The 25,233-nt window shown below is 57.4% G+C and carries 30 protein-coding genes and 3 tRNA genes; 21 read left to right on the forward strand and 12 right to left on the reverse strand.

Annotated features, from left to right (window positions below; all coding sequences use genetic code 11):
- Positions 1 to 32: 32 nt before the first annotated feature.
- Positions 33 to 440, forward strand: coding sequence for a lactoylglutathione lyase (gene gloA / locus MKS11_RS06265; protein ID WP_004202879.1), 408 nt, complete (start codon positions 33 to 35; stop codon positions 438 to 440).
- Positions 441 to 577: 137 nt separating this feature from the next.
- Complete coding sequence (gene rnt, locus MKS11_RS06270) at positions 578 to 1,225, forward strand: ribonuclease T (protein WP_004202881.1); 648 nt, start codon at positions 578 to 580, stop codon at positions 1,223 to 1,225.
- A 47-nt stretch (positions 1,226 to 1,272) separates the two neighbouring features.
- Here rnt and MKS11_RS06275 read toward each other — a convergent pair whose 3' ends face one another.
- Complete coding sequence (locus tag MKS11_RS06275) at positions 1,273 to 1,620, reverse strand: Grx4 family monothiol glutaredoxin (RefSeq protein ID WP_117081706.1); 348 nt, start codon at positions 1,618 to 1,620, stop codon at positions 1,273 to 1,275.
- Between the two features lie 340 nt (positions 1,621 to 1,960).
- Here MKS11_RS06275 and MKS11_RS06280 point away from each other — a divergent pair, with 340 nt between their 5' ends.
- The gene (locus tag MKS11_RS06280; protein ID WP_004189707.1) at positions 1,961 to 2,833 is read left to right on the forward strand and encodes a C40 family peptidase; all 873 of its coding nucleotides are present in this window, start codon (positions 1,961 to 1,963) and stop codon (positions 2,831 to 2,833) included.
- On the opposite strand, the gene MKS11_RS06285 is transcribed toward MKS11_RS06280, so the two are convergent.
- Positions 2,788 to 3,273 carry an AraC family transcriptional regulator gene (locus MKS11_RS06285; RefSeq protein WP_004202883.1) on the reverse strand — a complete coding sequence of 162 codons (486 nt, stop codon included), beginning with the start codon at positions 3,271 to 3,273 and terminating at the stop codon, positions 2,788 to 2,790. The two genes, MKS11_RS06280 and MKS11_RS06285, sit on opposite strands and share 46 nt — an antisense overlap.
- Positions 3,274 to 3,752: 479 nt before the next feature.
- Here MKS11_RS06285 and sodB point away from each other — a divergent pair, with 479 nt between their 5' ends.
- On the forward strand, positions 3,753 to 4,334 hold the full coding sequence (gene sodB, locus MKS11_RS06290; RefSeq protein WP_004202885.1) for a superoxide dismutase [Fe]: 582 nt from the start codon (positions 3,753 to 3,755) through the stop codon (positions 4,332 to 4,334).
- A gap of 59 nt (positions 4,335 to 4,393) precedes the next feature.
- Here sodB and MKS11_RS06295 read toward each other — a convergent pair whose 3' ends face one another.
- Together MKS11_RS06295 and MKS11_RS06300 are read right to left on the reverse strand one after the other, a co-directional pair.
- Positions 4,394 to 5,563, reverse strand: a complete 1,170-nt coding sequence (locus MKS11_RS06295; protein WP_087771049.1) for an MFS transporter — start codon at positions 5,561 to 5,563, stop codon at positions 4,394 to 4,396.
- A 167-nt stretch (positions 5,564 to 5,730) separates the two neighbouring features.
- Positions 5,731 to 5,823, reverse strand: coding sequence for a YnhF family membrane protein (locus MKS11_RS06300; protein ID WP_002907776.1), 93 nt, complete (start codon positions 5,821 to 5,823; stop codon positions 5,731 to 5,733).
- Between the two features lie 292 nt (positions 5,824 to 6,115).
- Between MKS11_RS06300 and purR the strand changes: the two genes are divergently transcribed.
- Positions 6,116 to 7,141, forward strand: a complete 1,026-nt coding sequence (purR, locus tag MKS11_RS06305) for an HTH-type transcriptional repressor PurR (protein ID WP_004202888.1) — start codon at positions 6,116 to 6,118, stop codon at positions 7,139 to 7,141.
- Between the two features lie 18 nt (positions 7,142 to 7,159).
- Here purR and punR read toward each other — a convergent pair whose 3' ends face one another.
- Complete coding sequence (gene punR / locus MKS11_RS06310; RefSeq protein ID WP_004202889.1) at positions 7,160 to 8,071, reverse strand: DNA-binding transcriptional activator PunR; 912 nt, start codon at positions 8,069 to 8,071, stop codon at positions 7,160 to 7,162.
- Positions 8,072 to 8,183: 112 nt separating this feature from the next.
- Between punR and punC the strand changes: the two genes are divergently transcribed.
- Positions 8,184 to 9,365 (forward strand): purine nucleoside transporter PunC, encoded by a 1,182-nt coding sequence (punC, locus tag MKS11_RS06315; RefSeq protein WP_048294975.1) that lies wholly within the window; start codon positions 8,184 to 8,186, stop codon positions 9,363 to 9,365.
- Positions 9,366 to 9,659: 294 nt separating this feature from the next.
- Positions 9,660 to 10,808 carry a cyclopropane fatty acyl phospholipid synthase gene (gene cfa / locus MKS11_RS06320; RefSeq protein WP_049093860.1) on the forward strand — a complete coding sequence of 383 codons (1,149 nt, stop codon included), beginning with the start codon at positions 9,660 to 9,662 and terminating at the stop codon, positions 10,806 to 10,808.
- Between the two features lie 36 nt (positions 10,809 to 10,844).
- Here the strand turns inward: cfa and MKS11_RS06325 are convergent, their stop codons facing one another.
- Positions 10,845 to 11,480 (reverse strand): riboflavin synthase, encoded by a 636-nt coding sequence (locus MKS11_RS06325; protein ID WP_004202894.1) that lies wholly within the window; start codon positions 11,478 to 11,480, stop codon positions 10,845 to 10,847.
- Positions 11,481 to 11,709: 229 nt separating this feature from the next.
- On the opposite strand from MKS11_RS06325, the gene mdtK reads away from it, so the two are divergent.
- The gene (mdtK, locus tag MKS11_RS06330; protein WP_004202895.1) at positions 11,710 to 13,083 is read left to right on the forward strand and encodes an MdtK family multidrug efflux MATE transporter; all 1,374 of its coding nucleotides are present in this window, start codon (positions 11,710 to 11,712) and stop codon (positions 13,081 to 13,083) included.
- A gap of 177 nt (positions 13,084 to 13,260) precedes the next feature.
- Positions 13,261 to 13,611: an acid resistance repetitive basic protein Asr gene (asr, locus tag MKS11_RS06335; protein ID WP_048294977.1), complete on the forward strand. Its 351-nt coding sequence runs from the start codon at positions 13,261 to 13,263 to the stop codon at positions 13,609 to 13,611.
- Positions 13,612 to 13,751: 140 nt separating this feature from the next.
- Here asr and MKS11_RS06340 read toward each other — a convergent pair whose 3' ends face one another.
- Positions 13,752 to 14,330, reverse strand: coding sequence for a TIGR00730 family Rossman fold protein (locus MKS11_RS06340; RefSeq protein ID WP_004202897.1), 579 nt, complete (start codon positions 14,328 to 14,330; stop codon positions 13,752 to 13,754).
- A 253-nt stretch (positions 14,331 to 14,583) separates the two neighbouring features.
- Here MKS11_RS06340 and MKS11_RS06345 point away from each other — a divergent pair.
- From MKS11_RS06345 to MKS11_RS06355, 3 genes are all read left to right on the forward strand, one after another.
- Positions 14,584 to 14,660, forward strand: a tRNA-Val gene (locus MKS11_RS06345).
- A gap of 4 nt (positions 14,661 to 14,664) precedes the next feature.
- Positions 14,665 to 14,741 (forward strand) — tRNA-Val (locus tag MKS11_RS06350).
- A gap of 4 nt (positions 14,742 to 14,745) precedes the next feature.
- Positions 14,746 to 14,822, forward strand: a tRNA-Val gene (locus MKS11_RS06355).
- A 121-nt stretch (positions 14,823 to 14,943) separates the two neighbouring features.
- Here MKS11_RS06355 and MKS11_RS06360 read toward each other — a convergent pair.
- Positions 14,944 to 15,696, reverse strand: a complete 753-nt coding sequence (locus tag MKS11_RS06360; RefSeq protein WP_087771050.1) for an SDR family oxidoreductase — start codon at positions 15,694 to 15,696, stop codon at positions 14,944 to 14,946.
- Between the two features lie 97 nt (positions 15,697 to 15,793).
- Between MKS11_RS06360 and MKS11_RS06365 the strand changes: the two genes are divergently transcribed.
- Complete coding sequence (locus MKS11_RS06365; RefSeq protein WP_057215636.1) at positions 15,794 to 16,714, forward strand: AraC family transcriptional regulator; 921 nt, start codon at positions 15,794 to 15,796, stop codon at positions 16,712 to 16,714.
- A 1-nt stretch (position 16,715) separates the two neighbouring features.
- Here MKS11_RS06365 and MKS11_RS06370 read toward each other — a convergent pair whose 3' ends face one another.
- A complete protein-coding gene (locus MKS11_RS06370; protein WP_087771051.1) occupies positions 16,716 to 17,600 on the reverse strand; it encodes a LysR substrate-binding domain-containing protein in 885 nt (294 codons plus the stop codon).
- A gap of 156 nt (positions 17,601 to 17,756) precedes the next feature.
- On the opposite strand from MKS11_RS06370, the gene MKS11_RS06375 reads away from it, so the two are divergent.
- Both MKS11_RS06375 and MKS11_RS06380 read left to right on the forward strand, forming a co-directional pair.
- Positions 17,757 to 18,272, forward strand: a complete 516-nt coding sequence (locus MKS11_RS06375) for a hypothetical protein (protein WP_048294980.1) — start codon at positions 17,757 to 17,759, stop codon at positions 18,270 to 18,272.
- A 7-nt stretch (positions 18,273 to 18,279) separates the two neighbouring features.
- On the forward strand, positions 18,280 to 19,116 hold the full coding sequence (locus MKS11_RS06380) for an MBL fold metallo-hydrolase (protein ID WP_023318445.1): 837 nt from the start codon (positions 18,280 to 18,282) through the stop codon (positions 19,114 to 19,116).
- 87 nt (positions 19,117 to 19,203) lie between these two features.
- On the opposite strand, the gene MKS11_RS06385 is transcribed toward MKS11_RS06380, so the two are convergent.
- Positions 19,204 to 19,353 carry a hypothetical protein gene (locus MKS11_RS06385; RefSeq protein ID WP_002907802.1) on the reverse strand — a complete coding sequence of 50 codons (150 nt, stop codon included), beginning with the start codon at positions 19,351 to 19,353 and terminating at the stop codon, positions 19,204 to 19,206.
- 400 nt (positions 19,354 to 19,753) lie between these two features.
- Here MKS11_RS06385 and MKS11_RS06390 point away from each other — a divergent pair, with 400 nt between their 5' ends.
- From MKS11_RS06390 to MKS11_RS06405, 4 genes are all read left to right on the forward strand, one after another.
- Entirely contained in the window at positions 19,754 to 20,188 is a 435-nt protein-coding gene (locus MKS11_RS06390; protein ID WP_017899535.1) for a winged helix-turn-helix domain-containing protein, read from the forward strand.
- Between the two features lie 45 nt (positions 20,189 to 20,233).
- Positions 20,234 to 20,950: a hypothetical protein gene (locus tag MKS11_RS06395; protein WP_064177741.1), complete on the forward strand. Its 717-nt coding sequence runs from the start codon at positions 20,234 to 20,236 to the stop codon at positions 20,948 to 20,950.
- Between the two features lie 84 nt (positions 20,951 to 21,034).
- A complete protein-coding gene (locus MKS11_RS06400; RefSeq protein ID WP_004202908.1) occupies positions 21,035 to 21,244 on the forward strand; it encodes a YdgH/BhsA/McbA-like domain containing protein in 210 nt (69 codons plus the stop codon).
- A 152-nt stretch (positions 21,245 to 21,396) separates the two neighbouring features.
- A complete protein-coding gene (locus MKS11_RS06405; RefSeq protein WP_023318447.1) occupies positions 21,397 to 22,413 on the forward strand; it encodes an NAD(P)-dependent alcohol dehydrogenase in 1,017 nt (338 codons plus the stop codon).
- 47 nt (positions 22,414 to 22,460) lie between these two features.
- Here the strand turns inward: MKS11_RS06405 and MKS11_RS06410 are convergent, their stop codons facing one another.
- A complete protein-coding gene (locus tag MKS11_RS06410; protein WP_004202911.1) occupies positions 22,461 to 23,096 on the reverse strand; it encodes a carbonic anhydrase in 636 nt (211 codons plus the stop codon).
- 249 nt (positions 23,097 to 23,345) lie between these two features.
- Here MKS11_RS06410 and MKS11_RS06415 point away from each other — a divergent pair, with 249 nt between their 5' ends.
- Positions 23,346 to 23,975 (forward strand): LysE family translocator, encoded by a 630-nt coding sequence (locus MKS11_RS06415; RefSeq protein WP_023318448.1) that lies wholly within the window; start codon positions 23,346 to 23,348, stop codon positions 23,973 to 23,975.
- Positions 23,976 to 23,978: 3 nt separating this feature from the next.
- Here the strand turns inward: MKS11_RS06415 and MKS11_RS06420 are convergent, their stop codons facing one another.
- Complete coding sequence (locus MKS11_RS06420; RefSeq protein ID WP_004202915.1) at positions 23,979 to 24,749, reverse strand: DeoR/GlpR family DNA-binding transcription regulator; 771 nt, start codon at positions 24,747 to 24,749, stop codon at positions 23,979 to 23,981.
- A gap of 90 nt (positions 24,750 to 24,839) precedes the next feature.
- Between MKS11_RS06420 and MKS11_RS06425 the strand changes: the two genes are divergently transcribed.
- Positions 24,840 to 25,223 (forward strand): VOC family protein, encoded by a 384-nt coding sequence (locus MKS11_RS06425; RefSeq protein ID WP_004202917.1) that lies wholly within the window; start codon positions 24,840 to 24,842, stop codon positions 25,221 to 25,223.
- Positions 25,224 to 25,233 lie beyond the last annotated feature (10 nt).

Below are 25,233 nucleotides of genomic sequence, written 5' to 3' on the forward strand. Positions count from 1 at the left end.
TGATCTAGCAAATAAACTGCATAGGGGACATTATGCGCTTACTCCATACCATGCTGCGCGTTGGCGACCTGCAACGTTCTATCGACTTCTATACCAACGTGTTAGGCATGAAGCTGCTGCGCACCAGCGAAAACCCGGAGTACAAATACTCCCTCGCCTTCGTCGGCTACGGCGAAGAGAGCGATACCGCGGTGATCGAACTGACCTACAACTGGGGCGTGGACAGCTATGAGCTGGGCACCGCCTACGGTCACATCGCGCTGAGCGTCGACAACGCCGCCGAAGCCTGCGAGCGGATCCGCCAGAACGGGGGCAACGTCACCCGTGAAGCCGGGCCGGTAAAAGGCGGCACCACCGTTATCGCCTTCGTGGAAGATCCTGACGGTTACAAAATTGAGCTGATTGAAGAGAAAGACGCCGGCAAAGGGCTGGGCAACTAACCCCTCCCGACCATAGCGTCTTTATTTTCATCGCTCGCCCGGGCGCTGCGGCGCCCGTTGTTTTCACCCCTGCCTGCTGCAAGCCGTGGCAAAATTTGCCATAATGCGCGCTACTTTTTACCAGCTAAGAGAATCTGATGTCCGAGAACGCTCAACTGAATGGTCTGTGCGACCGTTTCCGCGGTTTTTATCCAGTGGTGATTGATGTTGAAACCGCAGGATTTAATGCCAAAACCGACGCCCTGCTGGAGATCGCCGCCATTACGTTGAAGATGGATGAGCAAGGCTGGCTGATGCCCGATGAAACGCTGCATTTCCATGTTGAACCTTTCGAGGGCGCCAATCTCCAGCCCGAAGCGCTGGCCTTTAACGGGATTAACCCGCACGATCCAGAGCGCGGCGCCGTTAGCGAATACGATGCCCTGCATGCCATCTTCAAAATGGTACGCAAAGGGATGAAAGAGAGCGACTGCAGTCGGGCTATCATGGTGGCGCACAACGCCACATTTGACCACAGCTTCACCATGACCGCCGCCGAACGGGCGGGGCTAAAACGCAACCCGTTCCATCCGTTTGTCACCTTTGACACCGCCGCGCTGAGCGGGCTGGCGCTGGGCCAGACGGTGCTGTCGAAAGCCTGTATTGCCGCAGGTATGCCGTTCGACGGCGCGCAGGCCCATTCCGCCCTCTACGATACCGAGCAGACGGCGCAGCTGTTTTGCGAGATAGTGAACCGCTGGAAGCGTCTGGGCGGCTGGCCGCTGCCGGTAGCGACGCCGGAGTGATAAAAAAAGCGACTTCCAGGAAGTCGCTTTTTTACTGACAGCGGGAATTATTCCGCTTTCGGCTCGTCAGTATGATATTTCGCCGCGGTCTCTTTGATCAGCTGCTGCAGTTCACCGCGCTGGTACATTTCGATGACGATATCGCAGCCGCCCACCAGTTCACCGTCCACCCACAGCTGCGGGAAGGTCGGCCAGTTGGCATATTTTGGCAGCTCAGCGCGGATATCCGGGTTCTGCAGAATATCAACGTAAGCGAAACGTTCGCCACAGGCGGACAGCGCCTGAACGGCCTGAGCGGAGAAACCGCAGCTTGGCAGCTTCGGCGAACCTTTCATGTACAGCAGGATCGGGTTTTCAGCGATTTGGAGTTGGATCTTTTCTAAAGTCGAGCTCATTGTCGTGCTTCCTTAAACTTCTTTCTACGGCAGTAACTTGTCATTGTAGCGTCCCGAGGGCAGGACCGATAATAACATTTTTTTCACTATTCATATTTTATCTTCTGTTGCGCGAAGTTGCCTTAAAAATATCATTTTGACGCCGCGGGCAGGCGCGCGTTGCGCATTTTCTGTGCGAGGCGGTCAATGTCTGACGCGTTTTCTTGCAATCGTTAACCAATCGACATTTTTGATACAAAAGAATATTAACTTTCCGGGTTTTTATGCTTTAGAATCGTTCCGGTTTGTCATTCATCGTCAGGCATTTGTACATGTCTGTAATTAATCAGGGGATTGCTCAGTGGCGCGGCTAAACAAAATCGCGATATCGCTCTGTGCATTACTGTTCACATCTATCTCATTCACACCACTGGCTCAGGCTTCAGGGCATACGCACGCCTCCGCCTCGCCAAAGGCGTTGCCCGCGAAAAGCGGCTCAGAGCGCAAGAAAAAAGCAACCAGTCAAAAAAGTAAAACCACCGCTAAAACCACCAGTAAAAAGTCCTCGAGCACCCGGCTCCCTACCCGCACTACCGCAGCAAGCCAAACCGCGCTTCATCGTCAGGCCGTCGGCGCCACGAAAAAATGCGTGCTGCGTAAAGGGTATAAAAAGCAGTGCGCGAAAACGGTGGCCGCCAGCGCCGAGCCTACCCTGGCGTTGAACAGCGTCAAAAGCAAATGCGTGGTGCGTAAGGGCTATAAAAAGCGCTGTAAACCCGAGGCCAGCGAAGCGAATCTGACGATCGCCGATGCGCATAAAGTCCGGGTGCAAAAAGCGCAGAGTACCGCCATGAACAAACTGATGGGCCAGCTGGGTAAACCATATCGCTGGGGCGGCACCTCCCCGCGCACCGGGTTCGACTGCAGCGGGCTGGTCTATTACGCCTACAAAGACCTGGTCAAGATTCATATCCCGCGTACCGCCAACGAAATGTATCACCTGCGCGATGCGCGTCCGGTCGATCGTGACGAACTGCAGAGCGGCGACCTCGTCTTCTTCCGCACCCGCGGACGCGGCACTGCCGACCACGTAGGCGTTTACGTCGGCAACGGGAAATTCATTCAGTCACCGCGCACAGGTCGCGATATACAAATCACCTCCCTGAGCGAAGATTACTGGGTTCGCCATTACGTCGGTGCCCGGCGCGTCATGACCCCGAAAACCATTCGCTGATCCCGGTCTGCCGCTACGGCGGCAGCCCTCTTCACCTGCCCGTTCTCCGCCCCTACCGTCAGGGGAAACTGCATATTCGCCTCTGTGACCGGCCCTTCCCGACGATAGCGGGTGGGCGACATGCCAAAGTGACGGTGAAAGGTGCGGCAGAATGCCGCCTGCCCGTCGTACCCCAAACGTTGAGAAATACTCTGCATCGAGGCCTCGGTCTGCGTTAAGTAGATTGTCGCGATGGTCATCTTCCGTCGGCTGACGTAGCTCGCCAGCGTACAGCCGGTCACCATGGCGAATTGCCGTTGGAAATACCAGTGCGAGTAGCCGGACTTTTTCGCTATCGCGCTCACCGGCAGGGTGTCAAAAATATGTGCTTCGATCCAGTCAACGATCCCCTGCACTACCGGGATCATTTTCGGGCTTACCACTTCATCTGTTTTTGCCATCGTAGCCATCCTGTGGAAATTGCTGCCGGCGGCTATATTTGTCATACAAATATGAAAATAGACAATGAATTATTGGCATAGCGGCGATTACCTGAAAGCATAGCATCATTAATTAATTGATTTAGAATGCTTATTTCCACTCAGGCGCTTGCGCTGCAGGGATCTTCGAATGACGTGCTGAGAAATGAACCATCGCGGCGAGAGACTGGTGACCCTGCCCCCTTTAACTTATACATTTTTGCAACATCTTCGGGCGTCTTACGCTCTGCTCCGCAGAAAACGGTTAAGCCTTCGGCAGTTGCGCCTGTGATAATAGCCTTTATCGTTGTAAGGCTTTTCACTGCCTGCGGCAAATGTTAACATTCTCAATACAATAACAGGCCGGGACGCGACAGCGTCGGCCGGTCAGCACTCGATTCAGGTGAAAACCTCATCTTGTCAATGTGAGATAAAACAAAAAAGTTATAAGGAGAGTAGCAATGTCGTTTGAATTACCTGCATTACCATATGCAAAAGACGCCCTCGCGCCGCACATTTCCGCAGAAACCCTGGAATACCACTACGGTAAACACCACCAGGCGTATGTCACTAACCTTAACAACCTGATCAAAGGCACCGCATTCGAAGGGAAGTCGCTCGAAGAGATCGTGCGCACCTCTGAAGGCGGTGTTTTCAATAACGCGGCGCAGGTCTGGAACCACACCTTCTACTGGAACTGCCTGGCACCGAACGCCGGCGGCGAACCGGAAGGCGAGCTGGCTGCCGCTATTGCCAAATCCTTCGGCAGCTTCGCTGAGTTTAAGGCCAAATTTACCGACGCCGCGGCGAAAAACTTTGGCGCTGGCTGGACCTGGCTGGTCAAAAATGCCGACGGCAGCCTGGCTATTGTCTCCACCAGCAACGCCGGTACCCCGCTGACCACCGACGCCAAGCCGCTGCTGACCGTTGACGTCTGGGAACATGCTTACTACATCGACTACCGCAACGCCCGTCCAAGCTATCTGGATCACTTCTGGGCGCTGGTTAACTGGAAGTTTGTTGCCGCTAACCTGGCCGCATAAACGACAAACCGCAGCTGGGTCCCCCCGGCTGCGGTTTTTTTTAGCGCTTTCCCACCCGTTTATGACTGACTGGCAAAGGCCTCTTCCGGCTGCGCTCGTCCGCTAAACCAGACCAGCAGCAGCGCCAGACCGGCAATGATCGCGCCCATCACCGGCACAAAAGCGTATCCCAGTCCGCCGGAGATCACCGCCCCGCCGGCGGCGGCGCCCAGCGCGTTGCCAAGGTTGAACGCCCCGATATTCACCGAAGATGAGAGCCCCGGCGCCTCATGCGCCACGCGCATCACTCGCATCTGTAGCGGCGGCACCACCGCAAAGGTGGCTGCGCCCCAGACGATCATACTGATGGCCGCACCCGCCTGGGATTGCGCCAGCAGCGGGATCGCCAGCATGATCGCCATCAGCAGCAGCAGAAAGCCTTTCAGCGTGCCGGAGACCGACCGGTCGGCGAATTTGCCACCCAGATAGTTGCCCAGCGAAAAACCAACCCCAATCAGCACCAGCATCGCGGTAATAAACAGCGATGAAGCATGGGTCAGCGTATTTAGGACCGGCGAAATGTAGGTATACAGCGTAAACATCGCCCCGGCGCCCAGCACGGTGGTCAGCAAGGCTGAGAGCACCAGCGGCCGTAACAGGACCGAAAGCTCTTGTTTGACATCCGGCCGCTCGCCCGCGCTGCCCTTCGGCAGGGAGAACCACAGGCTCACCATTGCCAGCAGGCCTAACCCCGCGGTGGCGAGGAAGGACATCCGCCAGCCGATGGTTTCCCCAAGCCAGGTCGCGGCAGGCACGCCGCCGATATTAGCGATGGTGAGGCCCATAAACATGGTGGCCACCGCGCTGGCCTGCTTGTGCCTGGGCACCACGCTGGCCGCCACCACCGACCCCAGGCCAAAAAAGGCGCCGTGGTTGAGGCTGGTAATAATGCGCGACAGCAGCAGCGTAGTGTAATCCGGCGCAATGGATGACAGCAGGTTGCCGACGGTGAAGATCCCCATCAGAAAAATCAGCGCATTGCGTCGGGCGCGATGCGACAGCAGCAGAGTCATCAGCGGCGCGCCGACCATGACGCCGATGGCATATGCACTGATCAGCATTCCCGCCACCGGTATTGAAACGTCCACGCCTTTGGCAATCACCGGCAGCAATCCCATTGGGGAGAACTCGGTGGTACCGATGCCAAAGGCGCCGATCGCCAGCGCGAGTAAAGGAAAGTTGATTTTCATTCAATGACTCCATCAGACCGTCGGGAGGGACGGCATAACATCAGAAGCCAAAAGCATGACATCAATCACAAAAAAACAAAAGTGAACGAAATGACAAAAGATTTTTGCAGAATTGATAATAATGGCGGGATACGGGGAGGAAGCCGCGCTCCTCCCTCATTGGAGCATTAGTGCAGAATGGCGGTCAGGCTGAATGCGACGATCACGCCGAGAGCAATAATCGTGGTGATCAGCGAAAACTTTAAATTGGTATCCATCATTTTTCCCTCTTGTTATCCCCACACCAAAAGTGAGCTTGCTCATTTTTGCACAAAAAATCGCAAAAATCTTCCGGGATTTAGGGCGATGCACATTTTTGCTCTTCCACTTTGCCCCAAGATCGGACAAAATCCCACGCTAATTTAAAAGCGTATCGGCCATTGACCCCTTCCTGTCGTTCTGTGTCGTTTTCCCGACGTGATGCAATGTTGAAAATTGTATTCAGGGTGTGTGTAGGCAAACGTTTACGTATCGATGATCAGGCGATCAGGTCAAGGCATGGAGTGAGATGTAATGGCAACTATTAAAGATGTAGCGAAGCGCGCAAACGTTTCCACTACAACTGTGTCACATGTAATTAACAAAACCCGTTTCGTTGCCGAAGAGACGCGTAATGCGGTATGGGCGGCGATTAAAGAGCTGCACTACTCGCCGAGCGCGGTGGCCCGCAGCCTGAAAGTCAATCATACAAAATCGATTGGCCTGCTGGCGACCAGTAGCGAAGCCGCCTATTTCGCTGAAATTATTGAGTCCGTGGAAAAGAGCTGTTTCCAGAAGGGCTATACTCTGATCCTCGGCAACGCCTGGAACGACCCGGAAAAACAGCGTGCCTATCTGTCGATGATGGCGCAAAAACGCGTCGACGGTCTGCTGGTGATGTGTTCGGAATATCCGGATTCCGTCCTGAGCATGCTGGAAGAGTACCGCCATATTCCGATGGTGGTGATGGACTGGGGCGAAGCCAAAGCCGACTTTACCGATGCGGTGATCGATAACGCCTTCCAGGGCGGGTATATCGCCGGACGTTACCTGATTGAACGCGGTCACCGCGAAATCGGCGTGATCCCGGGCCCGCTGGAGCGCAACACCGGCGCGGGGCGACTGGCCGGCTTCATGCAGGCGATGAAAGAGGCGCATATCAGCGTGCCGGAAAACTGGATTGTTCAGGGCGACTTCGAGCCGGAGTCCGGCTACCGCGCCATGCAGCAGATCCTCAGCCAGCAGCACCGTCCAACGGCGGTCTTCTGCGGCGGCGACATTATGGCGATGGGCGCCATCTGCGCCGCGGATGAAATGGGGCTGCGCGTGCCGCAGGACATTTCGCTGATCGGTTATGATAATGTGCGCAACGCCCGCTATTTCAGCCCGGCATTAACCACCATTCATCAGCCGAAAGATTCGCTGGGCGAAGCCGCGTTCAATATGTTGTTGGATCGTATCGTCAACAAGCGCGAAGAGTCGCAGTCTATCGAAGTGCACCCTCGGCTGGTCGAACGCCGCTCGGTGGCGGATGGCCCGTTTGTCGACTATCGTCGCTAAAGCATTGGCGGGCGCGGATCACTCCGGCGCCCGCAGCCACTCCCGATTCAACGTGTCGCTGTCCCCCAGGTAGTCCAGCATCCAGTTTAACGCCGGTGAAGCATCATTCTGCTGCCAGGTCAGACAGCAGGCCGCATCCGGAAACGGATTTTCCAGCGCCAGCGCGGTCCACTCGCCGCGATCCACCCATGGCCGGGCGAAATGGCTTGGCACCATGCCGACGCAGAGCCCTGCCGACAGACAGGTGGCCGACGATTCCCAGTCGGGGACCACCACCCTCTTCTGGTTATCCAGCAGCCACGTTGTCCTTTTGGGCAATGAACGCGAGGTATCCTCCCGCACCAGCGACGGCCAGTTGCGCAGAACATCATCGCTCAGCGGACCCGCCATCTTCGCCAGCGGATGATCGCTCGCCACCACGCAGTCCCAGCTCAGCATCCCCATATCGCGGAACGCGTAGCGCCCCCCGACCGGAATAGAGCGCGTTGCGCCAATCGCCAGCTCCACGCGGCCGTCGGCCAGCGCATCCCATACGCCGTTGAACACTTCCTGGAAAACGATCAGTTCGACGTCGGGAAAATGGCGATAGAAATCCACGATCATCTGGCGCATCCGCGCGGGTTTCACGATATCGTCCACCGCGATTGACAACTGCCCGCGCCAGCCATTAGCGATTTGCTGGCACTGCTGGCGGGTGATCTGCATTTTTTTGATAACAGAGCGCCCTTCCTGTAAAAACCAGACCCCGGCAGGGGTCAGCTCCACGTCACGATGACGGCGCTCAAACAAGGGGACGGCCAGCCACTCTTCGAGCTGACGCACGGTATAGCTGACGGCGGAAGGCACCCGGTGCAGCTCCTGCGCCGCCGCGCTGAAGCTGCCGTTACGGGCGACGGCATCAACCACTTCCAGAGAGTATTCAGACCACATTTTCTGCCTGCAAAATTTTTGAATGCATGTGACAAATATTAGCGTTTCACAAGCCACCATGCACTCCCTACACTCTGCGGCATCGTACCTGTACTCCAAAAAAGAGAACGTTATGTCACAACCTGGGAAAGGATTTTTAGTCTGGCTGGCCGGCCTGAGCGTGCTGGGCTTTCTGGCCACCGATATGTACCTGCCGGCATTTGCCGCCATGCAGCAGGATCTCGACACCTCCGCCGCATCCATTAGCGCCAGCCTGAGCCTGTTCCTTGCCGGCTTCGCGCTGGGCCAGCTGTTCTGGGGGCCGCTGTCGGACCGCTACGGGCGCAAACCGGTGCTGCTGAGCGGCCTGGCGATTTTCGCGGTCGGCTGCCTGGGGATGCTGTGGGTGCAGAACGCCACTCTGATGCTGGCGCTGCGCTTTCTGCAGGCGATTGGCGTCTGCGCCGCGGCGGTCACCTGGCAGGCGATGGTGACCGATTACTATCCCGCCCAGCGCACCAACCGCATCTTCGCCACCATTATGCCGCTGGTAGGGCTGTCCCCTGCGCTGGCCCCGCTGCTGGGCAGCTGGCTGCTGGTGCATTTCGAGTGGCAGGCCATCTTCGCCACCTTGTTTGCCATCACCCTGCTGCTGATGCTGCCTGCCCTGCGCCTGAAAGCCGCCGCTAAGTCGGCCACTGTGACTGAAAAGAAAATCACTTTTCTCGCGCTGCTGCGCTCCCGGGAATACAGCGGCAACGTCCTGATCTACGCCGCCTGTTCCGCCAGCTTCTTCGCCTGGCTTACCGGTTCGCCGTTTATCCTTCATGAGATGGGCTACGGCCCAACCGCTATCGGGTTGAGCTATATCCCGCAGACCATCGCTTTTCTGGTGGGCGGTTATGGCTGTCGTGCGCTGCTGCAAAAATGGTCCGGACAGCAGATGCTACCTTGGCTGCTGGTGATCTTCGCCGTCAGCGTCGCCGCCACCTGGCTGGTGGGTCTGCAAACGCATGCCTCGCTGGTGGCGTTAATGATCCCGTTCTGCCTGATGGCGGTAGTCAACGGCGGGATCTACCCTATCGTGGTCGCTCAGGCGCTGAAGCCTTTCCCGCAGGCAACCGGCCGCGCGGCGGCGCTGCAGAACACGCTCCAGCTTGGCCTGTGCTTCCTGACCAGCCTGTTAGTCTCCGCGCTGATCGCCACGCCGCTGCTGACCACCACCAGCGTGATGCTGGTCTCTATTTTGTTAGCCGGAGTGGGTTATCGACTGCAGCAGACGCCAGAGCTGGCGGTCCACTCTTCCCACGCCTGACGCCCGTCGCCAGAGCCCGGACCAGTGATTAGCACGCTAAGATATTTTTATTGAAAGCCAGTACTTAGCGTCCTATACTGGATCCGGGTTCACATAAATAAAAAATATTTAACAGATTAACGGATGCAGGATGCCTCCGTTTCACCATGGAAGGCCTTTCGGCAAGGGTTATCTCCCTTCCTCTGTTCTACGTCGGATAGCGACTTCACGGATTATCCGTGAGATTTCTCACAAAGCCAAAAAAGCGTCTACGCTGTTTTAAGGTTCTGATCACTTGGGCGTGATGGAGAAGCTATGAGTTCATCGTGTATAGAAGAAGTAAGTGTACCAAATGATGACTGGTACCGGATTGCAGCTGAATTGTTGGGCCGTGCGGGAGTTGAAATCAACGGCTCCGCGCCGTCAGACCTGCGGATTAAAAACCCTCTTTTTTTTAAACGCGTATTGCAGGAGGGGTCGCTGGGTTTAGGCGAAAGCTATATGGACGGCTGGTGGGACTGCGAGCGTCTGGATATATTCTTCCATAAAGTGCTCCGCGCCGGGCTGGAAAAACAACTCCCTCATCATTTCAAAGACACACTCCGCATCGCAGGCGCTCGCCTGTTTAACCTGCAAAGTAAAAAACGCGCCTGGATTGTCGGCAAAGAGCACTATGACCTCGGCAACGATCTTTTCAGCCGGATGTTGGATCCCTACATGCAATATTCCTGCGGTTACTGGAAAGAGGCGCAGACCCTCGAAGCCGCGCAGCAGGATAAGCTGGATCTCATCTGCCGTAAGCTGGAGCTCGAGCCAGGCATGCGAGTGTTGGATATCGGCTGCGGCTGGGGCGGTCTTGCCGAATATATGGCGCGAAATTACCAGGTGAGCGTTGTCGGAGTGACCATCTCCGCCGAACAGCAAAAGATGGCCCAGGCGCGCTGCGATGGCCTTGACGTAGAGATTCGTCTTCAGGATTATCGCGATCTGCACGACAGCTTCGACCGCATTGTCTCCGTCGGCATGTTCGAGCATGTGGGTCCCAAAAATTACGCCACCTACTTTGAGGTCGCCGATCGTAATTTAAAACCCAACGGCCGCTTCTTACTGCACACCATCGGTTCCAAAGTCACCGACCATAACGTTGACCCGTGGATCAATAAATATATCTTCCCCAACGGCTGCCTGCCGTCGGTACGGCAGATCGCCGATGCCAGCGAGAAGCACTTTGTGATGGAAGACTGGCACAACTTCGGCGCCGATTACGACACCACCCTGATGGCCTGGTATGAGCGTTTCCTCGCCAGCTGGCCGGAAATTGCCGATAACTATTCAGAGCGTTTCAAACGCATGTTCAGTTATTACCTGAACGCCTGCGCCGGCGCCTTCCGCGCCCGCGACATTCAGCTCTGGCAGGTGGTGTTCTCGCGCGGGGTTGAACACGGACTGCGCGTCGCCCGTTAAAACACAGTCCCCCGCTCACCGACGGGGGATTTTTTTTCAGGCTTCACTGACCTTTGCCGCCATCTCTTTCGCCGCCAGCACGCGTTCGACCGTATCGACAACCGCCTGGGTTTGCGGGTCGATCTCGATATTGACGCGGTCGCCCAGCTTTTTCGCCCCCAGCGTGGTCCGCTGCAGCGTCTCCGGAATAAGATGCACGCAGAATCGGGTTGCCGTCACCTCACCTACCGTCAGGCTGATGCCATCGATACCGATGAATCCTTTATAAAGGATATATTTCATCAGCGTCGGGTCCTGTACTTTAAACCAGATCTGACGGTTATTTTCGGAGGTGAGGATCTTCACGATTTCCGCGGTGGTCATAATATGGCCGGACATCAAATGCCCGCCGATTTCATCACTGAATTTCGCCGCCCGCTCGACGTTAACTTCATCCCCGACCTGAATATCGCCGAGATTGGTAATCCGCAGCGTCTCTTTCATGAGATCAAAGCTGATGCGCGCGCCGTTGATGTCGGTCACCGTCAGACAGCAACCGTTGTTGGCTACCGATGCCCCGGTTTCGAGCCCCTCCAGCATATGCGCCGGCAGCTCCACCACGTGGGTGCGAAAATTGGGTTTATCATCAATGGAGACCACTTTCGCGGTTCCCTGAACAATACCAGTAAACATGTTTGGCTCCTGTTGAAAATCATGACGGTATCATTACCGTTTTCGCTATCGGGAACAATAACAGGAGGGCTGAGCGGTTGCCAGCGCGCTTCGTGCCTCGACTCTTTTTTCACTGGCTTAATGGCTAATCCTCGCTACAATAGACTGGAATTTCCTCATTTTTATCCCCTTGCTGCCAGTTACGGCGGCTTTTTTAGTCTCAAAATAACAACAATACAAAGGTGTTCACGTGCAGAAGTATTTCATTGAAGCGCGTCAGTTATTAGCTCTGGCTATACCCGTCATTCTTGCGCAGGTAGCGCAGACGGCGATGGGTTTTGTCGATACCGTGATGGCGGGCGGCTACAGCGCCACCGATATGGCCGCGGTGGCCATCGGAACCTCCATCTGGCTGCCGGCCATTCTCTTCGGCCATGGGCTGCTGCTGGCGCTGACCCCGGTGGTGGCGCAGCTTAATGGCTCCGGGCGTCGGGAGCGTATCGCGCCGCAGGTACGTCAGGGCTTCTGGCTGGCGGGGCTGGTCTCGGTGCTGATCATGGTCGTGCTGTGGAATGCCGGGTATATCATCAGCTCCATGCATAACATCGATCCGCTGCTGGCGGAGAAAGCGGTTGGCTATCTGCGCGCGCTGCTGTGGGGGGCGCCGGGCTATCTGTTCTTCCAGGTCGCCCGTAACCAGTGTGAAGGGCTGGCAAAAACCAAGCCCGGAATGGTCATGGGCTTTATCGGTTTACTGGTCAACATTCCGGTGAACTATATCTTTATCTATGGCCATTTCGGCATGCCAGAGCTGGGCGGCGTCGGCTGCGGCGTGGCGACCGCCTCCGTTTACTGGGTGATGTTTGCCAGCATGCTGTGGTGGGTGCGCCGGTCGCGTTCGATGCGCGATATCCGCTGCGCCGAGGGCTTCAGCGGCCCCGATTTCGCCGTCCTGCTGCGGCTGGTGCAGCTGGGGCTACCCATCGCCCTGGCGCTATTCTTCGAAGTGACCCTGTTTGCCGTCGTCGCGCTGCTGGTCTCCCCGCTCGGGATCATTGACGTCGCCGGCCACCAGATTGCGCTGAACTTCAGCTCGCTGATGTTCGTTCTGCCGCTGTCGCTGGCGGCCGCGGTCACCATTCGCGTCGGCTTCCGCCTCGGCCAGGGCTCAACGATCGATGCCCAGGTTTCCGCCCGTACGGGTGTGGGCGTGGGCGTCTGCCTGGCGGTGTTTACCGCTATCTTTACCGTGCTGATGCGTAAGCAAATTGCCCTGCTGTACAACGATAACCCGGAGGTGGTGATGCTGGCCTCGCATCTGATGCTGCTGGCGGCGGTCTACCAGATCTCGGACTCTATTCAGGTGATCGGCAGCGGTATCCTGCGCGGCTATAAAGATACGCGGTCTATCTTTTTTATCACCTTTACCGCGTACTGGGTGCTGGGTTTACCCAGCGGCTACCTGCTGGCGCTGACCGACGTGATTGTCCCCCGCATGGGGCCCGCCGGCTTCTGGTGCGGATTTATCATCGGCCTGACCTCCGCCGCTATTATGATGATGCTGCGGATGCGTTTTCTGCAGCGCCAGCCCTCCAGCATCATCTTACAGCGCGCCGCGCGCTAATCCTGCCAAAGCCCGCCACCCTGGCGGGCTTTTTCTTTCTTCAGTTATGTTCCGACGTTGTACATTCCGTTACTCCCCGACACCAAAGACTCACTGATGAGCGCCCCGGAGATGCATATAGTGTGGCCAACAGCCCCGCAGTGGGGTTACTCAGGAAACCAATTCGAGGATTTCAGCATGAAAAAAGTATTAGCTCTGGTTGTTGCCGCTGCTATGGGTCTGTCATCTGTTGCTTTCGCAGCCGACGCCGCGACCACCACCCCGGCTACCGCAGCCAGCCACACCACCGTTCACCACAAGAAACATCACAAAGCGGCGGCGAAACCGGCAGCCGAACAGAAAGCCCAGGCAGCGAAGAAGCACCACAAAGCCGCGGCGAAACCGGAAGCAGCGCAGAAAGCCCAGGCAGCTAAAAAGCACCATAAAGCCGCGGCGAAACCGGCCGTAGCGCAGAAAGCCCAGGCGGCGAAGAAGCACCATAAAGCGGCGCACCACGCAGCCAAACCGGCGGTACAACCGGCGGCATAACGGTCAGGGCGTTAAGGTGATAAACCGGCGCTGAATAGCGCCGGTTTTTTTTCAGGAGGACATCATGCTGCAACGCTATCGCTTCGAATTGCTGTTGGTTCTGCTCATCGTCTGCGCGCTGTTTACCCTTCGCTTGATGTTTAAATAGCGGGCTGCTGAACCCATTTACGGGCCGGCGGCGTATAGTCGCGGAAACCGGCGATAATCTCCTCTGGCGAAGCAGCAAACGGCAGCATCTCCGCGTAGCGCGGGTGCATAAATCCTTCCCGTACCATGTTATTGACCATCGCCTGCAGCGGATCGTAATACCCCTTGATATTCAGGAATGCGCACGGTTTTTCATGGATGCCCAACTGCGCCCAGGTCCACTGTTCGAAAATCTCTTCAAGCGTCCCCGCTCCGCCCGGCAGAGCAATAAAGCCGTCGGCCAGCGCCGCCATTTTGGTTTTCCGTTCGTGCATATCCTCCACCACATGCAGCTCCGTCAACCCGCGGTGGGCAATTTCCCGCTCCACCAGGCCGCGCGGCATTACGCCGATGACCGTGCCCCCGGCCTCCAGCGCCGCATCGGCAACCGCCCCCATCAAGCCAACTTTGCCGCCGCCATAGACAACAGCCAGTCCCTGCTGCGCCAGCATGTGGCCAACCCGTCGGGCGGTTTCGAGATACAGCGGATGTTCGCCAGCTGAAGAACCGCAGAAAATACCAATCGATTTCATCTTCCTTATTACTCCTCTCTTCTGGTGGGCGATAATTTAACACAACGGCACCCCTTACGCGCAGGGTGAGACCGGCAAAGAAAAGAGAGGCGAGGCGCCTGCTGGCGAAGAAATATCCTTGTGGTTCAGTAAAATATCGCCGGAGTGGGTAAAAGATCCGCAATCGCATACAATGTACAAGAAAAGTGACGTTTACCTCTTGCCACATCCCCTGCCTGCCGCTAATATGCGTCCCCGTTGTCACCACAACATTGCGTTCGTAGCTCAGTTGGTTAGAGCACCACCTTGACATGGTGGGGGTCGTTGGTTCGAGTCCAATCGAACGCACCATTATGCGTTTATAGCTCAGTTGGTTAGAGCACCACCTTGACATGGTGGGGGTCGTTGGTTCGAGTCCAATTAAACGCACCATAATGCGTCTGTAGCTCAGTTGGTTAGAGCACCACCTTGACATGGTGGGGGTCGATGGTTCGAGTCCATTCAGACGCACCAATCTCGTTTCGTATCATTCCCTCTCAACATTAGCCTGCTGCATCGTGACCGGAAAACGCACGCCTTCTGCGCTTCCAGCCTGAACGTCATCGAACCCTGCCAGCGACAAAGCGAAACCCGATTATTCGCGACTATGAATAGCCTGCGCCATCGCCAGGGCATCCTCCCCTGCCGGCAACCGCGAAGGGGCTTGAGGATCGTTCACCATCCGCCAGACGGCCTGAGCCACATCGACAGCCTGCGTCACGCTGGCGTTATCCTGGATGCTGTCGAGGATCTGCTGGCCGAGCGGCGCATAGCTCTCCGGGAGCTGGCCCATCGTTCGACGCGCGTTTTCCCCGAAGCGGGTCTGGGGAGCGCGTCCCGGCAGGATCAAACCGACGCGAATATTAAAGGGCCGCAGCTCCAGCGCCAGCGACTCCGTGAAGGCATTCACCGCCGCTTTACTCGCGGTATAGACCGCCAGCAGGGGCATCGGCTGCAGGGTGACCGCCGAGGTGATATTAATGATCGTCCCGCTACAGCGCGCTCTGAACCGGGGAAGTACCGCCTGGGTCATGGCGATAGTCCCAAGCGTGTTGGTGGCAAACAGGTTCGCTATCGCCTCGTGCGACGCCCCCTCCAGGGCATTGAGCATCCCCACTCCGGCGTTATTGACCAGAACGTCAATCTCTCCGGCCTCGGCAATCGCCTCGGCGATACTCTGCGCTGAGGTGACGTCAAGACGCACCAGCCGCAGACGGTCGCTGGCCGGCAACAGATCCTCGCGCGGAACCCGCATCGTGGCGATAACCTTCCAGCCCTGTTCAAGAAAATAACGTGCCGTCTCCAGACCAAAACCCGATGAACAGCCGGTGATCATAATCGTTTGCATCTCTCTGTCTCCGTTGGTTTCTTCCTTTTCATCATAGACAGCCCGCTCCGGACGATATAGGGTCAATAATCCATTATTCTTTAGCAGGAGTCCGGAAATGAGCGACCCGCTGGCGGAAATCATAGCGATGCTCAATCTCAGAGCGGTGCTGACCAAAACCATTGAGGGGGCGGGAGAATGGCGCGTTAAACGTTCAGACCAGGGAATGTCATTCTACGGCGTGGTACTGGAAGGCGGCTGTCGGCTGGAAATAGACCAGCATGCGCCGCAGATCCTGCGCGCCGGGGATTTTATGTTGATCCCGGCGGCGTACCGTTTCGCGTTAACCAGCCTGACCCCGCCGCCTTCACCGGCGCTGGAGACCACCCCGGTGAAGCTTGCGGCGGAACACTTTCGCCTGGGAGCTCTCGACCAGCCAGCGGAGATGCAGGCGCTGATTGGCCACTGCGCTGCCGATTCGGATAACGCCAGCCTGCTAACCTCCCTGCTGCCCGCCTTAGTGGTGGTTCGCGACCAGCCGCGGCTGGCCACCTTTGTCGGGCTGCTGAAAGAGGAAGCCCAGGCGGATCGCGCAGGCAAATCTTTCGTTCTGGCGCGGATGGTTGAGCTGCTGTTTATCGAGGCCATCCGATCCTGCGGAACGCTCGCCACCCCCGGACTGATGCGCGGCCTGAGCGACCCGCGGGTCGCCCAGGCAATCCGCCTGCTGCATCAGGCCCCCGCCAGACGCTGGACCGTCAACGCCCTGGCCGCCGACTGCGCGCTGTCTCGCTCGACGTTATTTGAACGCTTTACCGGCCTGACCGGAATGACCCCGATGGGCTATTTGTTGAGCTGGCGCATGACCCTGGCCATGCAGTGGCTGGGCGAGACGGGCATCAGCATAACGGATATCGCCGAGCGCCTCGGCTATGGCTCGACCAGCGCGTTCAGCGTGGCCTTTACCCGATATGCCGGGATATCGCCGGGCAAATATGCCCGCCAGCGGGCGGCGCAGTGCCCCCCAGGCCCGCCATAAGTTAACCTGCCGCAATCGTCGTCTGCAGCCAGCGCTCAAACACCTGCAGCGCCGGCTCCCCCTCGCCGCCGCCGGGTTTGATCAGGCAAAAGCGCTTGGCCAGCGTCGGCAAGCCCGGCCATGGGGCGACCAGCGTCCCGCTGCGCAGTTCGCTCTCCACATACATCTTCGGCACCAGGGCCACGCCCTGCTGGCTGAGTACCGCAGCGATCGCCATCTCATGCAGATCATAGCGCGGCCCCTGCGCCGGGTTATCCAGCGCCAGACCGCACGCGCGGGCATAGTGCAGCCAGGCGTCCGGGTTTTGCCGCCGATGAATGCGCGGCAGCCGGTTCAGCAGCCCCGGGAGATCGTCATCCGTCAGCAGCGCGGCATGACAGACCGGCAGCAGATATTCCGCAAACAAAAACGTCACATCCATTCCGGTCCACGCCGGGTGATCAAAATGGATGGCCGCATCAAATCCGCTGCCCGGCAGAATAAAGGGGTCGCTGCGGGCGGCGATATTGACCACGATATGCGGATGCTGCGCCGTGAACTGCCCGAGCCGGGGGATGAGCCAGCGGCTGGCGAAGGTGGGGAGCACGGCGATCTCGAGACTGCGGCCATCGGCGGGCATCCCGCTGACGTCGTGGGTTTCCCGCTCCAGCCTGCTGAGGATCTCGCGGACCTGTCTGGCATAGCGGGCGCCAGCCGGATTGAGCCGTACCCGGCTCCCGATCCTGTCAAAGAGTTTGCTGTCGAGGAGCGCTTCCAGACGGGCGATCTGCCGGCTGATGGCCCCTTCTGTTAACGCGAGCTCCGCCGCTGCGCGGGCAAAGTTGCCGTGGCGGGCGGCGGCCTCAAAGGCCAGTAGCGCAGCGCTGCTGGGGATTTTACGACGCATAGCCAATGCTCCTTGTGCGGGCCCATTGAAAGTCAGTGACATAATATCACTGAGTGATGAATAAACATCGTTTTTCAGCGCCATTATTGCCGGATAGGATGAAGAAAACTCACTAAAACGCGTTATGCGCTGAATCATCTGTCTCTCGAGGTCACTATGCTCTATGTCGTCGAATGCGCCTACACCGACCCGCAAAGCGAAGCGGCGTGGAATACCTTTTACAATCGGGAAAAATTGCCGGCGCTGGTCTCGGTGCCCGGTTTTCATGCCTCCCAGCGCTTCTGCGCGTTCAGCGAGGGCTGCCCTCGCTACCTGGCCCTACACGATATCCGCGATGCCGCCGTCCTCGACAGCGACGCCTATCGCCGCAATGGTGGGGGTCATTTTGCCCGCTGGCAATCGGCGATCGCCGACTGGCATCGCCACCTCTATCTCACGACTCACGCGCTGCGGGAGGTGGCTCCTGACGAGGTGCTGCTGCTGAGCGATACCGCGGAAGCCCTGCCCGTCGCTGCGCCGATCGTCCTGCAGCCCGGGGGTCTGGCCACCCGGCATACCCGCTATGCCGCCATCGTCCCGCGTGACGATCTGCATCACCGGGTCACCTCTGCCGCGGTCTTTATCTATCAGCCCATTACCGCCAGGTTGCGTCACCCGGCGGAGCAAGCGTGAGGTCAACATGACACCTGCTCCCTTTTATACCCTGACAGCAGGCGACCTGACGATAAGCGCCATCAGTGATGGTCAGATGACAGCGCCGCTGACGCTACTCGCGGGGATCGCCCCTGAAGAGGCGGCGCGTCTGCAGCGCCAGGCCGGGTTAACCTCGCCGGAGGCCATCGAGATCGGCGCTTACCTGATCCGCGGACGCGGGCACACGGTGCTGGTGGATACCGGCACCGGCGGGGCCAACGGCGTCGGCGGCGCGCTTATTGCCAATCTGGCGCTGCTCGGCGTGCGCCCTGAGGAAATTGACACCATCCTTCTCACTCACGCGCACCCGGACCATATCGGCGGCCTGCTGACCGCCGCCGGTACACCGGCTTATCCCAACGCCATGGTGTTCCTACCCTCGCGGGAAAGCGCTTACTGGCTGGCGCCATCGACACTGGACAACGCCAGCGATCGTGGACAACGTAACGTGCTGCTCGTCCGCCGCATAATGGCGATCTGTGCGACGCAAATTCGTGATATTGATGAAGACGAGCCGGTAGCCGGGATCCGGCCATGTCCCCTGCCCGGCCATACGCCAGGGCATACCGGATATCGCCTTGAGGCGGGCGGAACGTCGCTGCTAATCTGGGGGGATATCGTCCACTTTCCCTCGATCCAGAGCGCCCGGCCAGAGGTGTCGGTGGCATTTGACGTCGATCCTGACCAGGCCCGGCATACACGGGAAAGTCTGCTGCGCCAGGCCGCCCGCGAACGGTGGCTCATCGCCGGTATGCATCTTGGCCTGCCGGGTTTCGCCCGCGTGGAGAATACCGCCTCAGGCTACTGCCTGCGCCCGGTGTGACCTTCGCGGCGAACACCGATCACAGCGAAACCCCGGTCGTGACATTAACGCGACCGGGGCGTGGTGTCTGGGGAAGTGGACTAGCCGTTAACCGCGGCTCTTCCAGCCTTTTTTACTTTTGCAGCTGGCTTTGGTGGCGACCCATGGGTGACGCAGTTGGGTCAACTGAAGATCCTGAGAGGCCGGGCTGGCGGACCAGCGTTTGTTGCACAGAGGCTTACGAGTTGCAATGACCATAAAAACGCTCCTGAAAGTAATGAACAGTTCCCTGGGTAATTCCATAAGTTCAGAATCAGCTTATCACCGCTTAAACGTAGTTATTTCAATCTTTGTTTTGCTATGTAAATGGTGATTGCCACCTGAAAGGTATTAAATTGATCTAGATCAATGTAAGTGCGATTTTTTGATTTCGCCACCTATATTTTCAACCGTTTAACTTCGGCCACCGCTTGATTAAGACTTTTCCTATACCACATAATCCAACAGAAGAGGGCAAGATTATCAGATTTTTATTCTAGTTATGTATGCTAATGTGGTTAATTGTTTTGATTATTCTAGCTAATAAAATTCACTTGGTCAGACCGCCGCAGGCGGTTACTCTGCACCGGCAATACGGGGATTTGTCAGGGAGTGGTGGATGACTACAGGCTATAAACTACTTGGCTATAAGTTAGCGGATAATATTTTCTACTGCCTGCATCATCGGGAAATTATCGCGTTACGTGGGACGCGAACGCAGGTTCAGCTGCGCAGCACCATGGCTTGTTTACTGGAGTATTTGCTGGCGCATGGCAGAGAACGTCTGGTCAGCGATGAAGAGTTAATGATTAACGTCTGGGAAAAAAATAATCTCCGTCCGTCCGCGCAGCGATTATGGCAGGTTATCCAGACCCTAAAATCTCGCTTAAACCAGGCGGGGGTCGAAAGCACGTTAATTGTCCGCGTTAAATGCGCAGGGTATTATATTAACCCTGCTTGCGTAGCCGAAATTTATTCCTTCAAACCGCCGGGCATGATGAATTATATAAATAACTCGCCTGCTGATATGAATAAGCTCCTGGTTCGCAACTAATCTCCTCTCCACGCCGTTTAGATCGCTTGCAACAGGATTTATTCTTTGAATATTTTAATTCACAGCAATAATATTTATTTTAATATCGGCCTCGCCCAGTGTTTCAGAGATATTCAGGAAACCCTGCCCGGTCTGAATATTATTCATTCACTGCCGCTCAGCCATCTGCCCGATCTGGCCGGGATGGATGTAATTATTTTAGCGCTGGAAAACTATCACGATTATCAGGCCGCTGCTGAATTAGCCCAGCGCTATCCCGGTCTGGTGGTCGGATTTACCTCCGCCAACAATGTGAGACGCGGACGCGCCTTTTACGCGGATACCCTCCTGTGGGTCAGCCAGCGGGAAAGCGTTCACGAGATCGGCCGCCTTCTGCGCCGGCTGGCAGACCGTAGCCGCCCTTTCGCGCCGCGCCATCAGCGTCAGAGTCACTCCTCCCGGCTGCGAGCCCCACTTAATGACCTGGAGATGCAGATGATTCGTGGCGTGGTCGACGGACAGTCAATTAATCAGATGGCGGACGCGCTGGGGGTTAATCGCAAGCGGGTTTATAACGGACTGGAGCGGATCAAAATGAATTTTCGCCTCGTCAGCCATACTCATTTTCATCATTTTATGACCGCGGAGGCCACGTTTAGCCACCTCTGCGCCGATCACAGCTGCTATAGACCAGGAGTACGGCCAGCCCGGCAACGACGTGCCGCATCGCGACCGGCCGAAAATCATTCATATAATTTGAATGAGTTTCGCAAATTGTTTTGATTTTAACCACGAGGTATTGCGCGTATTCTTTATCACATCAGGGCGACAAGCCCTATATCAGACACCAGATTAAGGAATACGACCATGAAATCCATCAAAACTTTCGTTGCTGTTGCTGCACTGTCACTGTTCTCTTCCGTTAGCTTCGCCCAGAGCGTCAGCGCCACCGCCTCCACCCTGGACCGTGCTGAAGCCAAAATCGCCGCCCAGGCCGCTGAGCAGGGTGCGTCCTATAAAATCACCAGCGCCCAGTTTAATAATCGCGTCCATATGACGGCTGAGCTGAGCAAATAATCTCTTCGTTCTTTCGCAATGAAAAAAGCGCCGTCAAAAACGGCGCTTTTTTTTCGCCTCTTTCTCCGGGCAGTGATTTCCTGAGCGGCGCGCTGTGGCGTTCAGCCAATTCCGGGCCAATACTTACCGTATCCCCCGGAAAAGAGAACCCGATGATGAAAGCCTGGATCGTCAACAAACCCGGTTCACTGGACAATCTGCAGCTTGTCGATCTTGCCGACCCCGGCGCGCCGGCGGCAGGCGAGATCCGCGTAGCGCTCCACGCCACCTCCCTGAATTATCACGATTTGCTGGTAGCGACGGGGGTGATTCCCACCGCCGATCGGCGGATCCTGATGGCGGACGGCGCGGGGGTGGTCGAAGCGGTTGGCGCCGGAGTCAGCGAGTTTCAGCCAGGCGACCGGGTGGTGGCTGGCTTTTTCCCGCAGTGGCTGGATGGCCGTCCTGGCCCGCAGGTGAAGGACTTCAGCCAGACCCCGGGCGACGGCGCCGAGGGGTTTGCCTGCCAGTATGTGGTCAGACCGGCCAGCCATTTTACCCATGCGCCTGACGGATGGAGCTTCAGGGAAGCGGCGACTATCACCACCTCCGGCCTCACCGCCTGGCGCGCGCTGGTGGTGGAGGGGCGGCTAAAAGCGGGCGATACGGTGCTGACGCTCGGCACCGGCGGCGTGTCGATAACCGCCCTGCAGCTGGCGAAAAGCATGGGCGCGCAGGTCATCGTCACCTCCTCATCAGATGAAAAGCTCGCCCGCGCGCGCGCCCTGGGGGCTGACCATCTCATCAATTACCGCACCACCCCGGCGTGGGGTGCTACGGTGCAGGACATCACCGGTCATCGCGGGGCCGATATTATCCTCGAGCTCGGCGGACCGGGCACCCTGAGCCAGTCGTTCGAAGCCGTCCGTGTTGGCGGACACATCGCCCTCATCGGCGTCCTGACTGGCTTCGAAGGTCATGTGCCCACCCATCTGCTGATGAGTAAACAGGCCCGGCTGCAGGGGCTGGTGGTGGGTCATCGCCGGCAACAACAGGACTATGTCAACGCGCTGAACCTGCAGGCGTCGCGGCCGGTCATCGATAAAGTGTTTGATTTTGCGGCCTTACCAGACGCCTTCCGCTATCTGCAAAGCGGCGCCCATTTCGGCAAAATTTGCGTGGAGTGGTAGGGGTGAGGAGATGAGATGAACAGGGCCTCCGTGCCCTGGGAACGGCTTTATTCGAAAAAGACGTCCGGATTGTCCGACAGCGAAACAAAGGATTTCGTGTTTTTATCCAGCGCCTGAATCTCGCCGCTTTCAATGTCGTAGAACCAGCCGTGCAGGCGCAGGGTATGGTCGCGCAGGCCGACGGCCACCGACGGGTGGGTTTTGATGTTGTTCAGCTGAGCGATGACGTTTTCCTGCACCATGCCGTTGACCTTATCGGTTTCGCTGGCCCAGGTTTTCTTTTCCACCACCGCTTTTGCAGCATCAGCGTAGCGCAGCCAGTGAGACACCGCAGGCATCGGCTCCAGGCACTGGCAGGTGGCGATCGCTTTCATCGCCCCGCAGTTTGAGTGGCCGCAGATCACGATATCAGTCACGCCCAGCGCAACCACGGCATACTCAATGGTCGCGGATACACCGCCCGGCTCCGGCCCGAAAGACGGCACGATATTCCCGGCATTACGAATAACAAAGAGCTGTCCCGGCTCCTGCTGGGTAACCAGTTCCGGCACCAGACGGCTGTCAGAGCAGGAGATGAAAAGCGCTTTGGGATTCTGGCTGGAAGCCAGGCTGCGGAAGAGCTCTTTACGCTGGGGGAAGATCTCTTTCTGGAAGTTGAGGAAGCCCTCAATGATATGTTGCATAGCAGTGTCTCTTCTCTGTAGTTATTACGGTATGACAAAGATCACAGTTATTCAGTTTACCATTGCTGACAAGAATGGGAATCGTTATTCAAACAGTTGCGCAGAAAACGCGCGCCGCGGATGCCCATTCAGCCTCGCCTATTCCACAGGGTTTTCACGTGCTTTCCTGAGCCAGTTTGCTACTCTGTCTGCTCGTACCGTCCCCACGTTGCCGACCGCCTGACGGCGGCGAACACACCAGGAGTTGCTATGTTCTTATCCAGCCTGATGGCCATTGCCGCGGTGCTGATCATGGGCGTGATCAGTCCCGGCCCGAGCTTTATTTTTGTCGCGCGCAATGCGGTCGCCCGCTCGCGCCTGCACGGTCTGGTGACCGCCCTCGGCACCGGCGCCGGCGCCGCCATTTTTTCTATTATGGCGATGCTGGGCCTGCAGAAGGTGCTCACCGCGGTGCCAGAGCTGTTTATTGGCTTGAAAGTAGCGGGCGGGCTCTACCTGTTGTGGCTGGGCTATAAGATTTTCCGCGGTTCGGCGCAGCCGATGGATTTTTCCGCCAGCGGTATGGCCGGCAACCATTCGTTGCTGAAGACCTTCCGCGACGGGCTGTATACCCAGCTGAGCAATCCCAAAACCGCGCTGGTGTTTGCCTCGATTTTTACCGCCCTGCTGCCGACGCAGATCCCCACCGCGTTCTATTACATCGTGCCGCTGATGAGTTTTCTGATTGACGTTAGCTGGTATTCACTGGTGGCGCTGGTGCTCTCCGCCGATCGCCCGCGTCGGGTCTACCTGCGGTTGAAGCGGCGAATCGATATCGCCACCGCGACGGTGCTGGGGGCGCTGGGCCTGCGGCTTATCGCTACCTCTCTCACCCGCTAGCGGCTACACGGTATGGATACGGATATCGTGTTGCTGAAAGGCAACGCGATATTCGCGACTAATATTCTCCTCCACCACCAGCACATCGATATCGCTGCTCGCGGCCACCACGAACCGCGCCACCGCCGGAATTTTATCCGAGGTCAGGCCGATGATAATTTCGCTGCACTGCTTAATCACCGCTTTCTTAAACTCACAGTCGGCATAGTCAAAACCGGTCAGGCCTGACTCTGGCGCCATGGCGCAGCCGCCGATAAACCCCTGGTCGAATAACATCCCCTGCACCTGAGCCACCGCCGCGGCCCCAACGCAGCCCCCGCTTGCCCGCTGTACCTGGCCGCCGAGCATCACCACGTCGTAGAGCGGCTTTTTCACCAGCACCGCGGCGATCTCCGGAGAGTTCGTCACCACGGTCAGCGCCAGCTCGGCGGGCAGCGCCTCGGCCATCGCCAGATTGGTGGTGCCGGTATCAATGAAAATAGTGCCGCCGGGTTTCACCAGCCGGGCGCACTGCTGCGCGATCCTGAGTTTTGTTGCTCGGTTTTTATCTTTCCGTTCACTGTAGTCTCCCGCTTCCGGCAGGCTCAACACCGCCCCGCCGTAGACTTTTTTACAGACGCCTTCGCGGCTAAGCTCATGCAGATCGCGGCGGATAGTATGTTCAGACACCTGAAGACGCGCCGCCAGATCCGCACACACCACTCTGCCGTTTTCCTGCAGGATCTGGCAAATCAGCGCTTGTCGCTGTTGGGGAAAAGCAGCATAATCGAGCAAGGCAACTCCTTAAATAATCATAAACGAGCAACAGTAAGCATGATCGTCTGCCCTGCTGTGATTGTCAATGTTCCAGCCCGGAGGTTTACCATGAAAATTGCCCATTTCGCTCTGTGGACCCAACAGCTTGAGGCTCAGGCCCGCTTCTGGGTCGAGTTCTTTGCCGCCAGTATCAATGAAAAATACCTCAGCCAGACCAACCCCGGATTTGCCTCCTATTTTGTCACCATCGACGACGAAGTAGTGATCGAGCTGATGACCAAGCCTGGCCTGCAGCAGGCCAGCGCGGATAATAACCATACCGGCTGGGCGCATCTGGCCCTCTCGGTGGGCGGTGCAGAACAGGTCGATGCCCTTGCCCAACGCGCCGGAGCGGCGGGAATACTGGTTTCACCCCCGCGCACCACCGGCGACGGCTATTATGAGGCGGTGATCGCCGATCCCGATGGCAACCTGATTGAAATCGTCGCATAGTCAGTAGACC

This window comes from Klebsiella sp. K5-45, from assembly GCF_030128605.1.
GTDB classification, from domain to species: domain Bacteria; phylum Pseudomonadota; class Gammaproteobacteria; order Enterobacterales; family Enterobacteriaceae; genus Klebsiella; species Klebsiella quasipneumoniae.

What these genes read in the sequence shown, in the direction of transcription:
- gloA (WP_004202879.1), top strand. Translation starts at nt 33, where the DNA reads ATGCGCTTACTCCATACCATGCTGCGCGTTGGCGACCTGCAACGTTCT.
- rnt (WP_004202881.1), top strand. Translation starts at nt 578, where the DNA reads ATGTCCGAGAACGCTCAACTGAATGGTCTGTGCGACCGTTTCCGCGGT.
- MKS11_RS06275 (WP_117081706.1), bottom strand. Translation starts at nt 1,620, where the DNA reads ATGAGCTCGACTTTAGAAAAGATCCAACTCCAAATCGCTGAAAACCCG.
- MKS11_RS06285 (WP_004202883.1), bottom strand. Translation starts at nt 3,273, where the DNA reads ATGGCAAAAACAGATGAAGTGGTAAGCCCGAAAATGATCCCGGTAGTG.
- sodB (WP_004202885.1), top strand. Translation starts at nt 3,753, where the DNA reads ATGTCGTTTGAATTACCTGCATTACCATATGCAAAAGACGCCCTCGCG.
- MKS11_RS06295 (WP_087771049.1), bottom strand. Translation starts at nt 5,563, where the DNA reads ATGAAAATCAACTTTCCTTTACTCGCGCTGGCGATCGGCGCCTTTGGC.
- MKS11_RS06300 (WP_002907776.1), bottom strand. Translation starts at nt 5,823, where the DNA reads ATGATGGATACCAATTTAAAGTTTTCGCTGATCACCACGATTATTGCT.
- purR (WP_004202888.1), top strand. Translation starts at nt 6,116, where the DNA reads ATGGCAACTATTAAAGATGTAGCGAAGCGCGCAAACGTTTCCACTACA.
- punR (WP_004202889.1), bottom strand. Translation starts at nt 8,071, where the DNA reads ATGTGGTCTGAATACTCTCTGGAAGTGGTTGATGCCGTCGCCCGTAAC.
- punC (WP_048294975.1), top strand. Translation starts at nt 8,184, where the DNA reads ATGTCACAACCTGGGAAAGGATTTTTAGTCTGGCTGGCCGGCCTGAGC.
- cfa (WP_049093860.1), top strand. Translation starts at nt 9,660, where the DNA reads ATGAGTTCATCGTGTATAGAAGAAGTAAGTGTACCAAATGATGACTGG.
- MKS11_RS06325 (WP_004202894.1), bottom strand. Translation starts at nt 11,480, where the DNA reads ATGTTTACTGGTATTGTTCAGGGAACCGCGAAAGTGGTCTCCATTGAT.
- asr (WP_048294977.1), top strand. Translation starts at nt 13,261, where the DNA reads ATGAAAAAAGTATTAGCTCTGGTTGTTGCCGCTGCTATGGGTCTGTCA.
- MKS11_RS06340 (WP_004202897.1), bottom strand. Translation starts at nt 14,330, where the DNA reads ATGAAATCGATTGGTATTTTCTGCGGTTCTTCAGCTGGCGAACATCCG.
- MKS11_RS06360 (WP_087771050.1), bottom strand. Translation starts at nt 15,696, where the DNA reads ATGCAAACGATTATGATCACCGGCTGTTCATCGGGTTTTGGTCTGGAG.
- MKS11_RS06365 (WP_057215636.1), top strand. Translation starts at nt 15,794, where the DNA reads ATGAGCGACCCGCTGGCGGAAATCATAGCGATGCTCAATCTCAGAGCG.
- MKS11_RS06370 (WP_087771051.1), bottom strand. Translation starts at nt 17,600, where the DNA reads ATGCGTCGTAAAATCCCCAGCAGCGCTGCGCTACTGGCCTTTGAGGCC.
- MKS11_RS06375 (WP_048294980.1), top strand. Translation starts at nt 17,757, where the DNA reads ATGCTCTATGTCGTCGAATGCGCCTACACCGACCCGCAAAGCGAAGCG.
- MKS11_RS06380 (WP_023318445.1), top strand. Translation starts at nt 18,280, where the DNA reads ATGACACCTGCTCCCTTTTATACCCTGACAGCAGGCGACCTGACGATA.
- MKS11_RS06385 (WP_002907802.1), bottom strand. Translation starts at nt 19,353, where the DNA reads ATGGTCATTGCAACTCGTAAGCCTCTGTGCAACAAACGCTGGTCCGCC.
- MKS11_RS06390 (WP_017899535.1), top strand. Translation starts at nt 19,754, where the DNA reads ATGACTACAGGCTATAAACTACTTGGCTATAAGTTAGCGGATAATATT.
- MKS11_RS06400 (WP_004202908.1), top strand. Translation starts at nt 21,035, where the DNA reads ATGAAATCCATCAAAACTTTCGTTGCTGTTGCTGCACTGTCACTGTTC.
- MKS11_RS06405 (WP_023318447.1), top strand. Translation starts at nt 21,397, where the DNA reads ATGATGAAAGCCTGGATCGTCAACAAACCCGGTTCACTGGACAATCTG.
- MKS11_RS06410 (WP_004202911.1), bottom strand. Translation starts at nt 23,096, where the DNA reads ATGCAACATATCATTGAGGGCTTCCTCAACTTCCAGAAAGAGATCTTC.
- MKS11_RS06415 (WP_023318448.1), top strand. Translation starts at nt 23,346, where the DNA reads ATGTTCTTATCCAGCCTGATGGCCATTGCCGCGGTGCTGATCATGGGC.
- MKS11_RS06425 (WP_004202917.1), top strand. Translation starts at nt 24,840, where the DNA reads ATGAAAATTGCCCATTTCGCTCTGTGGACCCAACAGCTTGAGGCTCAG.